The following is a 13,590-nucleotide window of genomic DNA, read 5'->3' on the forward strand; positions in this document are numbered from 1 at the left end:
CATCGGTGTACACAATGAATATAAACAACACGGTCGAACGCGTGACGGACGGAGCGGATCTGACGGTCGACGAGGCGCGCGAGGCCGCGCGGCTCGTCTTCGAGGAGGCGACCGAGGCGCAGATCGGCGCCCTGCTCGCCGCGCTCCGCGCCAAGGGGGAGACCGAGGCGGAGATCGCGGGGTTCGCGCAGGGGATGCGCGACGCCGCGCGGACGATCGAGCCCGACCGCGAGCCGCTCGTCGACACCTGCGGGACCGGCGGCGACGACTACGACACGATCAACGTCTCAACGACCGCCGCGATCGTCGCGGCGGGCGCGGGCGTACCGATCGCCAAGCACGGCAACTACTCCGTCTCCTCTTCCTCGGGGAGCGCCGACGTGCTGGAGGTCGCGGGCGCCGACGTGGAGGCCGAGCCGCCGGCGGTCGAGGACGCCATCGAGGCCGACGGGATCGGGTTCATGCTCGCGCCCGTCTTCCACCCGGCGATGAAGGCCGTCATCGGCCCGCGCAAGGAGCTCGGGATGCGGACGATCTTCAACGTGCTCGGCCCGCTCACCAACCCCGCCGGCGCCGACGCGCAGGTGCTCGGCGTGTACGACCCGGAGCTGGTCGGGACGATCGCGCGGTCGCTCGCGCACATGCCCGTCGAGCACGCGCTGGTGGTCCACGGCGCAGGGATGGACGAGATCGGGATCCACGACGAGACGGTCGTCGCCGAGGTCGACGGCGACGAGGTGACCGAGTTCACGATCGTGCCCGAGGATCTGGGGCTCGACCGCGCTCCGATCGAGGCGGTCGCGGGCGGGACCCCCGAGGAGAACGCCGCCGACCTGCGGGGGATCGTTGACGGCTCCGTTACCGGCCCCAAGCGCGATCTCGTCCTGGCGAACGCGGGCGCGACGATCTACGTCGCCGGCGAGGCCGACACGCTCGCGGCGGGCGTCGAGCGCGCGGCCGAGGCGATCGACTCCGGCGCAGCCGCCGAGAAGTTCGCGGCGCTCTGCGGCGACGAAGAAGCCCCGAAAGCGGGGACGACCGCCACCCCGGAGGACGACTGATGGCACGGGTGAAGATCTGCGGGCTGACGCGGGGCGCCGACCTCCGCGCCGCGATCGACGCCGGTGCCGACGCGGTGGGCGTCATCTCCGAGGTCCCGACCGACTCCCCGCGCGAGGTCGACCCGGCGAAAGCGGCGGAGCTGCTCGCGGACGTACCCCCGTTCGTCACCGCGACGCTCGTCACCATGCCCGACACCGCCGAGCGGGCGGTCGAACTCCTCCGGACGATCGGCCCCGACGCCATCCAGCTCCACGGCGAGTGGACGCCCGACGAGATCCGGTACATCCGCGCGGAGACGGAGCGGAAGGTCCTGCTCGCGGTCGACGCCGACGATCCGGCGCGTGCCGAGGAGTTCGATCGGGTCGCCGACGCGCTCGTGATCGACTCGACCGACGAGTCCGGCGCGGGCGGCACCGGCGAGACCCACGACTGGGAGCGGGCCGGCGACCTCGCCGACCGGCTCACCTCGCCGGTGGTCCTCGCCGGCGGACTCACGGCCGACAACGTCGCCGAAGCGGTCCGGGCCGCCGATCCGTTCGCGGTCGACGTGGCCTCGGGCGTCGAGCTCAGCGACGGGCGGAAAGACCACAACGCGGTGGCCCGCTTCGTGGCGAACGCGGGGCGGGAGATGGAGCTGGTATGAGCGAGTCGGCGACCCCGATCGACCGCTCGAAGGCCGAGTTCGTCGAGCTCGCGGCCGACGCCGAGAAGCCGGTCGTGGTCCGCGCGTCCGCGTCGCTCGACGCCGACGTGACCCCGTTGGCGGCGTACGCGAGGCTGGTCGGTGAGGGCCCGTACGGATTCCTCCTCGAGTCCGGCGAGAAGGTCGCGTCCAGCGATCCCGACGGCGCGTTCACCGCCGACGGCGACGCCGACAAACACGCCCGCTACTCGTTCGTCGGCTACGACCCCGAGGCGATCGTCTCGGTCCACCCCGACCGGACGGACGTGACTCGGCTCGGGCCGGCGGCGGAGTTCGTCGGAGGCGAGCCCGACAGCGATCTGGGTCCCGACGCCGGCGACGCGATCGACCGGATTCGGGCGGCGTTCCCGGACGTGAGCCTGCGCGGCTTCCCGGACACCGACCGACAGATCCTCTCCGGCGGCTTCGTCGGCTTCCTCGCGTACGAGGCCGTCTACGACCTCTGGCTGGAGGAGGTCGGCGTCGACCGCCCGGAGACCGAGTTCCCGGACGCCGAGTTCGCGTTAACGACCCGGACCGTCGTTTTCGACGACAAGGAAGGCACCGTCGAACTCGTCTTCACTCCCGTCGTCGGCGTCGACGACGATCCCGCGGCCGTTTACGACGACCTCGTCGCCGAGGCGGAGCGGGTCGGTGCCGAACTCCGGGACGCGTCTCCGCCGGCGCCCGACGGGATCCGCGTGGACGACGAGTCTGCCGACCCCCGCGAGGAGTACGAGGAGGCGGTTCGGACCGCCAAGCGGCACGTCCTCGACGGGGACATCTATCAGGGCGTGATCTCGCGGAGCCGCGAGCTCCGCGGCGAGGTCGACTCGCTCGGGCTGTACGCGGCGCTGCGCGAGGTGAACCCGTCACCGTACATGTACGTGCTGCGCCACGACGACCGCAGCATCGTCGGCGCGAGCCCGGAGACGCTGGTGTCGGTGCGCGGCGACCGGATCGTCTCGAACCCGATTGCGGGCACCTGCGCCCGCGGGACGAGTCCGGTGGAGGACCGCCGGCTGGCGGGCGAGATGCTCGCAGACGGGAAGGAGCGCGCCGAGCACACGATGTTGGTCGACCTCGCGCGCAACGACGTGCGGCGCGTCTCGGAGGCGGGCTCCGTGCGCGTCGAGGAGTTCATGAACGTGTTGAAGTACAGCCACGTCCAGCACATCGAGTCGACCGTCACGGGGACGCTGGCGGGCGACGCCGACGCCTTCGACGCGACGCGAGCGACGTTCCCCGCGGGCACGCTCACCGGCGCCCCGAAGGTGCGCGCGATGGAGATCATCGAGGAGCTGGAGACGACTCCGCGGGAGGCGTACGGCGGCGGCGTCGGCTACTACGCGTGGACCGGCGACGCCGACTTCGCCATCGTGATCCGGACGGCGATGCTCGACCACTCGCCGGCGGACGCGGGTCCGCCCGGCGAGACTGCGGTGACCGTCCGCGCGGGCGCCGGCCTCGTCGCCGACTCCGACCCGGCCGCCGAGTACGAGGAGACCGAACAAAAGATGGACGGCGTGTTGACCGCGATCGAGCGGATTCGGACTGATAGCGAGCGTGGCGGAGACGCCGACGACCCCCTCCCCGCCGGCACGGAGGTCGATGAATGAAGGTCGTCGTCGTCGACAACTTCGACTCGTTCACGTACAATCTCGTCGAGTACGTCTCCGACCAGCCGCTCGACGGCGAGGAGATCGAGGTCGAGGTGTTCAAGAACACGGCGTCGCTGGCCGAGATCCGCGACGCCGACCCGGACGCGATCCTCATCAGTCCCGGTCCCGGTCACCCGAAAAACGAGCGCGACGTGGGCGTGACGATGGCGGTACTTCGCGACCTCTCGCCGGAGGTCCCGACGCTCGGCGTCTGTCTCGGCCTCGAAGCCGCGGTCTACGAGTACGGCGGGACGGTCGGCCACGCGCCCGAGCCGATCCACGGCAAGGCGTTCCCCGTCGACCACGACGGCGAGGGGGTGTTTGCCGGGCTCGATCAGGGGTTCCGTGCCGGGCGCTACCACTCGCTGGCCGCCACCGGGATTCCCGACGCCTTCGAGATAACTGCGACCACCGACCACGAGGGCGACGAAATCGTCATGGGAATCCGCCACCGTGACCGCCCGATCGAGGCGGTGCAGTTCCACCCTGAGAGCGTGCTGACCGCGGTCGGCCACGACCTGATCCGGAACTTCCTCGAATCCGTTTAATTTGCCACGCTAACATGCTCTTTTCAGGCGTATTTCCGTCTGAAACAGCTGTTCGATAAAAAGGCGGATTGGCTGTTGATATTTCTGCCAGCTCAGAGAGATGTTTTGATAGCTGTGCAAGACACAACGCGCGAATGTGGCACATCGCGGTGAGGAAATCAGGATAGATCGATTCGATCAGTACAGCGGAGACACATACCAGTGCCAGCCTGAGGTATCATCCAGAGAAATAGAATTGCGGTCACTTCAGACCGATCACGGTCACTGGCTCTAGGCAGTCCGTTGTGGCAGATTCGCTCCGGAGAAGGTATCCGACAACAAGTATCGCTATGGCAGCGATATCGAGTGTCACCAATAGGGGTTCCCGCCCACTCCGACATCAACGATATCGAGCAAAATCACCGAGGCCGGTCCAAAAACGACTAGCAAAAGCAAGAAGCCGACTATCATCAGGTGAGGTGATAGTTCTCTCCTCCGACTCTAGACCAGAGCATCGCTACCAACAACCTGCTTCACAAAAGCGCACAACGAATATCTCGGTAGAGCGCTGTCAGGCTTCGAGATCGATCCGAGCTGTCTGCCCCTTCCCCTTCTTGCCTTTGCCCGCGCTGGTCGAGACCCCGATCTCGACGGTGTCAAGGAACGCTGCAAACGAGTCCGGGTAGCCACTCCCTGTTTGTAACGTAATGTATCTGATCGTCTCCTGTCCGTAATCGATGTTTGTCGACGGTGCCCCAGACTTGCGGGTACTCCAGTCGATCGAACCTGCTTGGAGTTCCTGAAGCGTCGGCTGGCCGCCTCCGTAGAACCCGTATCCGACGTAGGCGTCATCAAAGAACGTGAGCTGATTATCGGCATCACTCGTCGACCACTTGATCCACTCGCCGCCCGGGGCATCGAGATCTTGGGCGAAGTAGGGTTCCGCAGTGATGCGGTGCCCGTACCAACTTCCGTCATTAGTCCCGTCCTGTTCAGTGTAAATCTGGAGATACACGTTATAAGGATTTGTCCCGGATGTCTCTGTTTCTTTCTTCGTGTGGTAGGACACGTGCGTCAGGTCATCAACGGTCACGTCTCCCGCGTTTTGGAACAGGTCATCGGGAGTAAGGTACAGCGCAAATTTGTCATCGTTTCCGTCACCGTTCGTGTCGACACCAGTCTTCCACGACCCTGCAAGGGAGTATGATTCGTTACGAGTCCCGACGGCACCACCCTGTAACCCGTCAAAATCCGGTTTGAGTACAAATCGCTTGTTCCGACCCCCAGTAGCTGCTGCAGAGCCGATCATCCCGGTGGTACTAACTACCCCTGCGGCTCCAATGCCCTTCAGTACACCCCGTCGTGTGGTGAATCGCGTATTACTCATTCGACTGCGCCTCCGAACTCGGATAGACTAGACCCAACCATTGTTCGTTTCACAGTTGTTATGATTGTCGATTGACTATATAATTGTTTCTACGATTCTCGTTATCGCTCCATCGGGCCCATGAGTAAGAGGGAGTGCGGACGCTCCAAGGCAAGCAATCTGGACTGATTACAACCTTCCAACAGACAGTAGAGTCGTAATTTGCTATTCCGGTGCGTCCGCAGGCACGTTCTATCGGTTGGTTCAGGATTTAGATAGAGAAAATAACGCAGCTTCCGTGCTGACTACACCCTCTGTATCTCGCACCCTGCTACTGACATGTTATGGAGATGTCGTCGTTCGACATCGGTACGTGGTTCCCCGTATTGACCGCAACGAGAGCAACGCGTATCACCTACTGAGGATTGTAACAGACCGGTTAAAGGCAGACCGGAGGGTCCGCAGCGACGCGGACGCTACTTAGACGCCTCGTCTACTGACCCCTCACCGTCGTCGTCACCGCCTTCCGACTCTTCCCCGTCGCCGCTGCCTTCTTTCGCCTTCGCTTCGTCACCGGTCTCTTCCACGTCCCGTCCCGCGAGCCCGACGAGGTGACCGACCTCGGGGAGAATGATCTCGTCGACGCCGAGCCGGACCGCGTTCTCGGAGCCGGGCAGACAGAACACCGGGGTGTCGACGACGATCCCGGCGGTCGCCCGCGAGCCGATCGTCCGCGTTTCGACTTCTTCGTAGGAGAGTCGGCGGAACAGTTCGCCGAATCCCGGGAGCGTCTTGGCGAACAGCCCGCGCACCGACTCGGGAGTCGCGTCGTCGGGTGTCACGCCCGTTCCGCCGGTCGTCACGATCGCGTCGGTGTCCTTCCGACGCGCGAGCCGGTCGACGGTCCCCTGCACGCTGTCGTACTCGTCGGGGACGAGATCACGGACGGCGACCTCGTGACCGGCCTCTTCGAACGCGGAGACGATGTATTCGCCGGAAGGGTCGTCGTCCAGCGATCGCGAGGATGAGACCGTCACGATCGCGACCGCGACGGTGTCGGCGTCGTGGCTGTGGTGGTCGTGGTCCTCGCCGTGCGAGTGGTCCTCGCCGTGCGAGTGGTCCTCACCGTGCGAGTGGTCCTCACCGTGACTGCCGTCGTGATCGTCGCTTTCTTCGTCGTGATCGCGTGCGTCGCTCATGGTACAACGTTTCTTGTCGACGGTAAAAACACCTCTCCGATGTGACGATCCCCCGATTCGCGGTCGGCGGGCGCCGACTCAAGAGCCAGTCGACGGATACCGGATCAGGGCCAATCGTCGCGCGAGGGCTCCTCGACGGCCTCAGTCTCGGAATCTTCGGTGGCGAGGGTCCAGCCCGCGGCGTCGGCCGCGTCCTCGACGTGGAGGAACTCCCAGTCGGTCGCCTCGGCCATCGCCTCGTCCTCCTCGTCGACGCCGACGAACACGTGTCGGTCCGTGTCGAACTGCTGGGCGATGTTCTCCAAGCTTTCTTCGACGCCGCGCGGACCCGAGAAGAAGTCTTGTCGCACGCGGTGTTTACGGGTGAAGTTCGTGACGACGTAGGTCGGCTTCTCGCTGACGACGCCGACGTACTCCGTCCACTGCCGGGCGTTGTTGAACACGTCGTTGGGGTCCGCGAGGGCCTTCAACGCCTTCAGTTCGAACGCCAGCGTCATGTCGGTAGATCCGCCACTGTCCATAGATCGGTGTTCTCGCGGCGGGCGAAAACAACTTCGTTTCCGCGGCGGCTGCCCGTCGACCGCGGAGGAGAGACGCGCGGCTCCTCAGCGCGAGCGAACCCGGTAGTAGTCGGTGAACTTCACCACGTCGCCGTCGTCGAGGTCGTCGGCTTCCGGCGCCGTCCGCGGTCGTCCAGCAAGCTCCCTGACGACGATCTGGGCGTCTTCGCCGAGCTCGTCGTAGTGGCGGACCCGCGCGTCCGGTGGGATCACACCGGTACGTCGGAGCCGCATTCGCCGATTCGTCTCTCGAAATGCCATATGGTGACATATAACATGGTAAATAGTGATAAACCTGTCGGTGGCACGTCGGTCGGAAAGGGCCGCAGCAAGCGAGCGGTGGTCGATCGGGACCTGACGCCAGACCGCCGAATCCGTCCCGTTCGGGCGTCGACTGTTGGTGTCTGGGCGTCGCCGCGAGGTCGTCGGCTACTGTTGTTCGGTCGTCGCCGCGAGGTCGTCGACGGCGAAGCCGGGCTCCATCAGAACATCCGTCTGGTCGCTCACGTCGCGACCCTCGCGCATGAGCTGTTTGAACGCGGACTGCGGCGAGAGGTCGCCGATGAGGACGCCGCCGACGACTTTGCCGTCCTTGAGGGCGACGCGCCGCCACTCCCCCTCGGCTGTCGTCGCTTCGGCGGAGTCGTCGCCGAGCGTCGGGTGGCCGAAGGAAAGGAACGGGAAGTCGAAGTGGGTGATCGAGTACGAGGAGACCCACTCAAACGCCTCGCTGCCGTGATCGATCATGTTGCGGGCCGCGATCGTGCCTTGTTCCTTGGCGGACCCCCACGAGCCGTTCTTCGCCTGCTCGCCGAGGATCAGGTCGTTGAACGTGGTGATGTCGCCCGCGGCGAACACGTTGTCGACGTTGGTGCGCATGAACTCGTCGACGACGATGCCGTTCTCGAGCTCCAGCGGTGTGTCCTCGACGAGCTCGGTGTTGAAGTTCAGGCCGATGGCGACGCCGGCGAAGTCGCACTCGTAGCGCTCGCCGTTCGGATCGACCGCGGCCTCAACGTAACCGTCGTCGTCGACCTCGAAGTGGTCGACGCCCGAGCCGAAGACGGGCTCGACGCCGCGCTCGCGCATCGCGTCGTGCATGATCTCCGCGCCCTCCTCGGAGAGCGCGTAGCGCCACCAGTTGTCGCCGCGCATCAGGTACTTCGCCTCAACGTCCTGCGCCCCGCAGATGGCTGCGAAGTCGATGCCGAGGAGTCCGGCGCCGACGATGACGGCCTGGTCAGCGCCCTCGACGCTCTCTTTGATCTTGCGGGCGTCTTGGAACGTCCAGAAGTGGTGGATCCCGTCGGCATCCGCGTTGCCGACCGGGAGCTGTTGGGGGGTGCCACCGATCGCGAGCAGGAGGGTGTCGTACTCGAACGTCTCGCCCTCGTGGCTGTGGACCGTGTCGTTCTCGACGTCGATGTCGACGACGACCGTGTTGAGTCGGAGGTCGACATCGTGGTCGTCGTACCACGACTCCTGGTGGATCGATATCGGGGCCTCGGGGAGCTTCCCCTTCGCGTACTCCTTGATCAGGATCCGGTTGTAGAGGGACTCCCCCTCGTCGGTGAGTACCGTGATCTCGGCGTCGGGCGCTTCCTCGCGGAGCGTCTCGGCCGCGGACGCGCCCGAGATACCGTCACCGATGATCACGTACGAATCGCTCATACGCGGGCGTTCGGATTCATGGTTAATGTGGGTTGTCATCCGTGCCTGACCCGTGCGAATTCACCGCAAACCGGCTTCACGAGGCGATCGACGGTCTCTCGACACCGGGTCGCTCGGCGCAATTTCTTCGACGCCGACCCCGTCAGTTGTCGGCGCCGGCGGGCGCTGCAGGGAACTCCTTCTCGCCCGCCTCGATCGGTACGTCGAGCCAGTTTTCCATGGGAATGAGCGGGCACTCGTACGCGTGGTTGTACGCGCACGTCGGGTTGTACGCGACGTTGAAGTCCACGACCCACTCGCCGTCGACGCGGTCGGGGTCGGGCTCCAAGTCGAGGTACCGTCCCGCGCCGTACGTCGTCTCGCCGTTTGTCTCGTCGCGGAAGGGCACCCAGAAGCGATCACTGCCGTCGGTCGGCCGATACGCCTGTAGCGTCACCGACTCGCCGTCGGCCTCGAACCGGAACTCCCCCCAGCGGCGGTACGTCTGCTCGCCGTCGGCGGTCGTCTCGACGGTCACCGTCTCCTTCTCGTCGTGTTCGTGAAGCGGGAGGACGAACCGGTACGCCGAGTCCGGCTCGAAGTGCGCCAGTCCGGGGAACGCGTCGCCCCGCATCGAGACCGGGAGCGGCGAGCGCCCCGAGTCCCGGAACTGCTCGCGTTTCGCCTGCCGCTGTGCCTCGATCTGTGCGGCCCAGTCGTCGCTGGGGCTCGTTTCGACCATACATTTATATTGTGTGTGTTGTGCAATAACGGTTTCGCCGGGAGAGATCGGTATCTCCGAGACGCCGAGCGGCGATCGCCTCGCCACAGATTCAAGGTCGTCGCTCCCGTACGGTGGATATGAAGATCCGGCAGAACATCCGTCACTGGGCCGCCAAGAAGGCGTTGACGACGCCGGTCGTCGGCGACGTAGCGAACGACAAGCTCGTCGACCTCCACACGAGCATCTTCCTCAACAAGGCAGACGAGGACCGCCGCGAGGAGCGCCGCGACCACCTCGACAGCTTCTTCGACGCGACGATGGACACCTACGTCGCCGCTCTGGAGACCGGCTTCGCCGAGGCGGAGGCCCGCGAGATCACCCACGTGCAGGCCAACTTCGACTTCTTCAACTACGGATGGACGGAGATGATGGAGATTCCGGGCGACGAACTGGAGGAGCACTACCGTCGCTACGAGTCCTTCTTCGGCGAACACGGGATCACGATCGACGACCCGCTCGGCGAGTTCCGGCCCGCGGAGGGCGTCGTCGACGCTCCCGAGACCCCCGAGAAACTGAAGACGGCGGAGTACGAGAACGCGCTGGCCGGCTTCGCCGACGATGTGTACGTCGAGACCGACGACGGGGAGACGGTCGTCGGCGGCGAGACCGAGGAGCCGGACGAGGTCGACCCGTCCGCCGCGCCCGGGCTCGACGAGGACGAAGCGAGCGCCTAACGGAGAGTTCGCGGTCCGGCGGCGGCGTCGATACACCCGAAGCCGCCGCCCACGTTTATACGACGGCGGTGTGACTGGCCGGCATGAACCGCGGGCAATCGTTTCTCCTCCTCCTCATCGGGTCGGTCGCGCTCCTGACGCTGTACGTCATCAGCCCGTTCATCGAGTACGTCATCGCCTCCGCGATCATCGCGTACGTCCTCTTCCCGTTTCACGTGCGGCTCTCTCGGTGGCTTCGGAAGGCGCTCTCCGGTCGGCTCCGCGCGTCGCTTGCGCGTCGGCTGGGATACATGCTGTCCGCACTGACGCTGATCGCCTCGTCGATCGTCGCCGTCATCCTGCCGCTCGCGTATATCTCGTGGGTGTTCGTCCGCGACCTCACGGCGATCGCACGGGGGAACACCGATATCGATGTCGAGGCCATTGAAACGGAGATCGCGGCGCTCACGGGCGAGCAGATCGAGGTCGGCGACTTCCTCGCGACCGCCGGCCAGGTGCTCGCCAACACGCTGTTCGGCGGGTTCAGCGGCGTCGTCACGACGGCGATTCGCGCGTCGGTCGGGCTCTCGCTGGCGCTGTTCTTGGTCTACTATACGCTGATCGACGGCCCGGCGTTCGTGCGGTGGCTCCGGGCGACGAGTCCGCTCCCGTCGAACGTCACCGCCGACCTCGTCGACCGCGTCGACGCGATGACTCGCGGGGTGGTGATCGGCCACATCGTCGTGGCGCTGTTACAGGCGCTCGTCGCTGGATTCGGGCTCTGGGCGGCCGGGATACCGAACGTCATCTTCTGGACGTTCGTGATGGCGGTGTTAGCGTTGGTACCGCTCGTCGGGGCGTTCTTCGTCTGGGGACCCGCGGCGGCGTACCTCTTTGCGATCGATCAGGTGACTGCGAGCGTATTCCTCGCGGTGTACGGGGTTCTCGTCATCGCGATGGTGGACAACTACGCGCGCCCGATTGTTATTGACCAGCAGGCGCACCTGAACCCGGCGGTGATCCTCCTCGGCGTGTTCGGCGGGATCTACGCCATCGGCTTTACCGGGCTGTTCGTCGGCCCTATCGTCATCGGGGTGCTCGCGGCCACGCTAGAGACGTTCCGGGAGGACTACGACGTGATCTGACGGTACGCGGCCAAACGGCACGCGGAGGTCCCTTTTAAGACGGCACGCGGAGGTCACTTTAAATCGCTCGCGCACCTATCGATCTTTATGACTACTTCCGTCGGCCCGCGCCTCCCGGACCGGCGTGACGCCCTGCTCGTCGTCGGCGCCGCGGTCGCCGTCAACCTCCTCGGCGCGCTCGGCGTCCCCTTCACCGCCACCGAGAGCGCGTGGTTCGCCGGGCTCGACTTACCGGCGTACTACCCGCCGAGCTGGGCGTTCGGCGTCGTCTGGCCGATCCTGTACGCGCTCATCGGCGCCGCGGCCGCGCTCGTCTACCTCGGCGGGCGCGAGGGAGAGGAGAACGTCGGTGGCTCGCCACGACTCGCCCGCGACGCCCGAATCGCGCTCGCGCTGTTCGGCGCTCAGCTCGTCGTCAACATCGGATGGTCACCCGTTTTCTGGGGGCTCGAACGCGCCGACCTCGGCCTCGTCGTGCTCATCGCGCTCCTCCCGCTCGTCGTCGCGACGATCGTCGCCTTCGACCGGGTCGACCGCCGAGCCGCCCTCCTGCTCGTCCCGTACCTCGCGTGGATCTGCTTCGCGACCGCGCTCAACTACGGGATCTGGACGCTGAACTAACAGATCGGCTACTCCCCGCATGTTCCGAGCCGCGCCGCGATGAACTCCCGCTCTGCCGGATCGAGGGTGCGGTCGCCGTCGCGGAACGCGTGCAACCCCGCCCGGTACCGGTCTCCATCTGCCTTGTTCTCCCCGCTCGCGTCGCCTCCTCCGCCCGCCCCGCGTCCCGCAGCCGGCTCGGCTGCGGGACGTTCGAGTACCAGCTCCGCGATACCGGTCCGCTCGCCCGTGTACGCGAAGCCGCATTTATAAAGCGCCGCGTAGGCAAACGGATTGTTGACCGCGATCTTCACCCGGTCGTAGCCGTCGGCCGCGAGTCGAGGGACGATCCGATCGATCAGACGCGGGCCGAGCCCCTCGCCGCGGCGCGCGACGTGGACGGTGACGTACCGGAGGCGACAGCAGTCGGGGTCGGTCCGGTCGGGCGAGAAGGAGACGGCCGCGACCACGTCGTCGTCGAACTCGCTCGCCTCGACGGTCGGCGGGAGTGGCTCGTCTGGCTCCCACTCCGGGACCGCCGGCGAGCCGTCGGGAGTCCGCAACACCGCCTTGCCCGGAGCGCCCACGACGAACTTGCCGGCGTAGGCGAACGCGCGGTAGTCGAGCCGCAGCGTCGCTCCCGAGCCCGGGGCGCCGACGAACGCGTACTCCATGGCGGCCGGTACGGTGCGGGTATACAAATGTGCGCGGCTCGTCGCGAACGGCTTTTAAATACTTCCGTCGCTGATAACGGTCATGTACGGCCTCGGCGACGTTCGCTTCTTTGACCGGATCGCTCCGCTGTACGACCGCGTCATGCCGCCGGCCGACGGCGAGGCGCTGGCCGCGGGGCTCGCCCACGCGACGCGGCCGATCGACCGGCTGCTTGACATCGGCGGCGGCTCGGGGCGCGCGGCGGCCGCGCTGACCGGCCCCGAGATCACCGTCGTCGACGCCTCGATCGAAATGTTGGCGCGTGCTCGGGCACATCGCGGGCTCTCGGCCGTCGGCGGGGACGCGGGGCGACTCCCGTTCCGCGGCGGGTCGGTCGACGCGGCGACGATCGTCGACGCCTTTCATCACCTGCCCGACCAGACGGCCGCGATCGATGAGGCCGCGCGCGTCATTGCTCCGGGCGGCGCGCTCGTGATCCGGGAGTTCGACCCGACGCACCCGCTCGGGCGGGGGCTCGTGGCGAGCGAACACGCGATCGGGATGGAGTCGCAGTTCCGATCGCCCGACGACCTCGCCGCGGCGCTCGCCGACGCCGGGTTCGACCCGCGGATCGTCGACCGCGGTTTCGGCTACACGGTCGTCGGCGTGCGAGAGTGAGGGACGCGAATCTGGCCCGTGACGGAGAGACCGGGACACGCGTCGATGTCGTCGCAGACGTTGGATAGCGACGATCGCCTCTTGACCGACAGCGGGAGTGGGGATATCGATGCAGTGGCGTCGTTGTTTATAAGTGAGAACGAGACATCGCTGACGGCTATGTATCCGTGATCGACGACTCTGGAGTGAACACCTGCAAAGCCCAGCCGCTCGCGTAGAAGTCGTTGACACCGGATCGGCACCGAACACCTCCCCAGCCTCGGCGGACGGGCCGGCGCGGTTCTGTCCGCGCCGGCCCGCCGCCTCCCTCGCACGCGCACCTCGCGGCCGTTTATAAACGGCCGCTCGGAGGCGCGCGCCACCGCATCA

16 protein-coding genes are annotated in these 13,590 nt (G+C 66.2%); 8 read left to right on the forward strand and 8 right to left on the reverse strand.

All coding sequences use genetic code 11. The annotated features are described in order from the left end of the window. Positions 1-14: 14 nt before the first annotated feature. The 4 genes from trpD to trpG are packed head-to-tail and all read left to right on the forward strand — an operon-like array spanning position 15 to position 3,953. Complete coding sequence (gene trpD, locus ACNS88_RS15195) at positions 15-1,061, forward strand: anthranilate phosphoribosyltransferase (protein ID WP_435099346.1); 1,047 nt, start codon at positions 15-17, stop codon at positions 1,059-1,061. Beyond that, complete coding sequence (locus ACNS88_RS15200; RefSeq protein WP_435099348.1) at positions 1,061-1,705, forward strand: phosphoribosylanthranilate isomerase; 645 nt, start codon at positions 1,061-1,063, stop codon at positions 1,703-1,705. Before trpD ends, ACNS88_RS15200 begins: the two co-directional genes overlap by 1 nt. Continuing rightward, on the forward strand, positions 1,702-3,363 hold the full coding sequence (gene trpE, locus ACNS88_RS15205) for an anthranilate synthase component I (protein ID WP_435099350.1): 1,662 nt from the start codon (positions 1,702-1,704) through the stop codon (positions 3,361-3,363). The genes ACNS88_RS15200 and trpE overlap by 4 nt, the downstream gene beginning before the upstream one ends. Next, entirely contained in the window at positions 3,360-3,953 is a 594-nt protein-coding gene (trpG, locus tag ACNS88_RS15210; RefSeq protein WP_435099352.1) for an anthranilate synthase component II, read from the forward strand. The genes trpE and trpG overlap by 4 nt, the downstream gene beginning before the upstream one ends. Positions 3,954-4,503: 550 nt before the next feature. On the opposite strand, the gene ACNS88_RS15215 is transcribed toward trpG, so the two are convergent. The 6 genes from ACNS88_RS15215 to ACNS88_RS15240 all read right to left on the reverse strand — a co-directional run bounded on the left by ACNS88_RS15215 (position 4,504) and on the right by ACNS88_RS15240 (position 9,449). Beyond that, entirely contained in the window at positions 4,504-5,319 is an 816-nt protein-coding gene (locus ACNS88_RS15215; RefSeq protein ID WP_435099354.1) for a hypothetical protein, read from the reverse strand. Positions 5,320-5,774: 455 nt separating this feature from the next. Then, complete coding sequence (locus tag ACNS88_RS15220) at positions 5,775-6,497, reverse strand: MogA/MoaB family molybdenum cofactor biosynthesis protein (RefSeq protein WP_435099356.1); 723 nt, start codon at positions 6,495-6,497, stop codon at positions 5,775-5,777. Between the two features lie 104 nt (positions 6,498-6,601). Further along, entirely contained in the window at positions 6,602-7,018 is a 417-nt protein-coding gene (locus ACNS88_RS15225) for a DUF7124 domain-containing protein (RefSeq protein WP_435099358.1), read from the reverse strand. A gap of 84 nt (positions 7,019-7,102) precedes the next feature. Further along, positions 7,103-7,291, reverse strand: coding sequence for a DUF7979 domain-containing protein (locus ACNS88_RS15230; protein WP_435099409.1), 189 nt, complete (start codon positions 7,289-7,291; stop codon positions 7,103-7,105). 195 nt (positions 7,292-7,486) lie between these two features. Beyond that, entirely contained in the window at positions 7,487-8,728 is a 1,242-nt protein-coding gene (locus ACNS88_RS15235) for an NAD(P)/FAD-dependent oxidoreductase (protein ID WP_435099360.1), read from the reverse strand. 142 nt (positions 8,729-8,870) lie between these two features. Then, the gene (locus ACNS88_RS15240) at positions 8,871-9,449 is read right to left on the reverse strand and encodes a DUF1684 domain-containing protein (protein ID WP_435099362.1); all 579 of its coding nucleotides are present in this window, start codon (positions 9,447-9,449) and stop codon (positions 8,871-8,873) included. 119 nt (positions 9,450-9,568) lie between these two features. Here ACNS88_RS15240 and ACNS88_RS15245 point away from each other — a divergent pair, with 119 nt between their 5' ends. From ACNS88_RS15245 to ACNS88_RS15255, 3 genes are all read left to right on the forward strand, one after another. Then, positions 9,569-10,165 carry a DUF6149 family protein gene (locus ACNS88_RS15245; RefSeq protein ID WP_435099364.1) on the forward strand — a complete coding sequence of 199 codons (597 nt, stop codon included), beginning with the start codon at positions 9,569-9,571 and terminating at the stop codon, positions 10,163-10,165. 83 nt (positions 10,166-10,248) lie between these two features. After that, positions 10,249-11,289 (forward strand): AI-2E family transporter, encoded by a 1,041-nt coding sequence (locus ACNS88_RS15250; RefSeq protein WP_435099366.1) that lies wholly within the window; start codon positions 10,249-10,251, stop codon positions 11,287-11,289. A gap of 87 nt (positions 11,290-11,376) precedes the next feature. Beyond that, a complete protein-coding gene (locus tag ACNS88_RS15255) occupies positions 11,377-11,910 on the forward strand; it encodes a TspO/MBR family protein (protein WP_435099368.1) in 534 nt (177 codons plus the stop codon). An 8-nt stretch (positions 11,911-11,918) separates the two neighbouring features. On the opposite strand, the gene ACNS88_RS15260 is transcribed toward ACNS88_RS15255, so the two are convergent. Continuing rightward, complete coding sequence (locus tag ACNS88_RS15260) at positions 11,919-12,563, reverse strand: GNAT family N-acetyltransferase (RefSeq protein WP_435099370.1); 645 nt, start codon at positions 12,561-12,563, stop codon at positions 11,919-11,921. Between the two features lie 82 nt (positions 12,564-12,645). Here ACNS88_RS15260 and ACNS88_RS15265 point away from each other — a divergent pair, with 82 nt between their 5' ends. Continuing rightward, complete coding sequence (locus tag ACNS88_RS15265; RefSeq protein WP_435099372.1) at positions 12,646-13,221, forward strand: class I SAM-dependent methyltransferase; 576 nt, start codon at positions 12,646-12,648, stop codon at positions 13,219-13,221. Here ACNS88_RS15265 and ACNS88_RS15270 read toward each other — a convergent pair. Beyond that, entirely contained in the window at positions 13,194-13,583 is a 390-nt protein-coding gene (locus tag ACNS88_RS15270; protein WP_435099374.1) for a hypothetical protein, read from the reverse strand. The genes ACNS88_RS15265 and ACNS88_RS15270 overlap by 28 nt on opposite strands. Positions 13,584-13,590 lie beyond the last annotated feature (7 nt).

This window comes from Halorubrum shenae, from assembly GCF_051194165.1.
Lineage (GTDB): Archaea > Halobacteriota > Halobacteria > Halobacteriales > Haloferacaceae > Halorubrum.

Bases quoted from the DNA above. Each gene is read 5' to 3' on its own strand.
- ACNS88_RS15260 (WP_435099370.1), bottom strand. From the start codon at position 12,563: ATGGAGTACGCGTTCGTCGGCGCCCCGGGCTCGGGAGCGACGCTGCGG.
- ACNS88_RS15255 (WP_435099368.1), top strand. From the start codon at position 11,377: ATGACTACTTCCGTCGGCCCGCGCCTCCCGGACCGGCGTGACGCCCTG.
- ACNS88_RS15245 (WP_435099364.1), top strand. From the start codon at position 9,569: ATGAAGATCCGGCAGAACATCCGTCACTGGGCCGCCAAGAAGGCGTTG.
- trpD (WP_435099346.1), top strand. From the start codon at position 15: ATGAATATAAACAACACGGTCGAACGCGTGACGGACGGAGCGGATCTG.
- ACNS88_RS15235 (WP_435099360.1), bottom strand. From the start codon at position 8,728: ATGAGCGATTCGTACGTGATCATCGGTGACGGTATCTCGGGCGCGTCC.
- ACNS88_RS15220 (WP_435099356.1), bottom strand. From the start codon at position 6,497: ATGAGCGACGCACGCGATCACGACGAAGAAAGCGACGATCACGACGGC.
- ACNS88_RS15200 (WP_435099348.1), top strand. From the start codon at position 1,061: ATGGCACGGGTGAAGATCTGCGGGCTGACGCGGGGCGCCGACCTCCGC.
- ACNS88_RS15225 (WP_435099358.1), bottom strand. From the start codon at position 7,018: ATGGACAGTGGCGGATCTACCGACATGACGCTGGCGTTCGAACTGAAG.
- ACNS88_RS15265 (WP_435099372.1), top strand. From the start codon at position 12,646: ATGTACGGCCTCGGCGACGTTCGCTTCTTTGACCGGATCGCTCCGCTG.
- trpE (WP_435099350.1), top strand. From the start codon at position 1,702: ATGAGCGAGTCGGCGACCCCGATCGACCGCTCGAAGGCCGAGTTCGTC.
- ACNS88_RS15215 (WP_435099354.1), bottom strand. From the start codon at position 5,319: ATGAGTAATACGCGATTCACCACACGACGGGGTGTACTGAAGGGCATT.
- ACNS88_RS15230 (WP_435099409.1), bottom strand. From the start codon at position 7,291: ATGCGGCTCCGACGTACCGGTGTGATCCCACCGGACGCGCGGGTCCGC.
- ACNS88_RS15240 (WP_435099362.1), bottom strand. From the start codon at position 9,449: ATGGTCGAAACGAGCCCCAGCGACGACTGGGCCGCACAGATCGAGGCA.
- ACNS88_RS15250 (WP_435099366.1), top strand. From the start codon at position 10,249: ATGAACCGCGGGCAATCGTTTCTCCTCCTCCTCATCGGGTCGGTCGCG.
- trpG (WP_435099352.1), top strand. From the start codon at position 3,360: ATGAAGGTCGTCGTCGTCGACAACTTCGACTCGTTCACGTACAATCTC.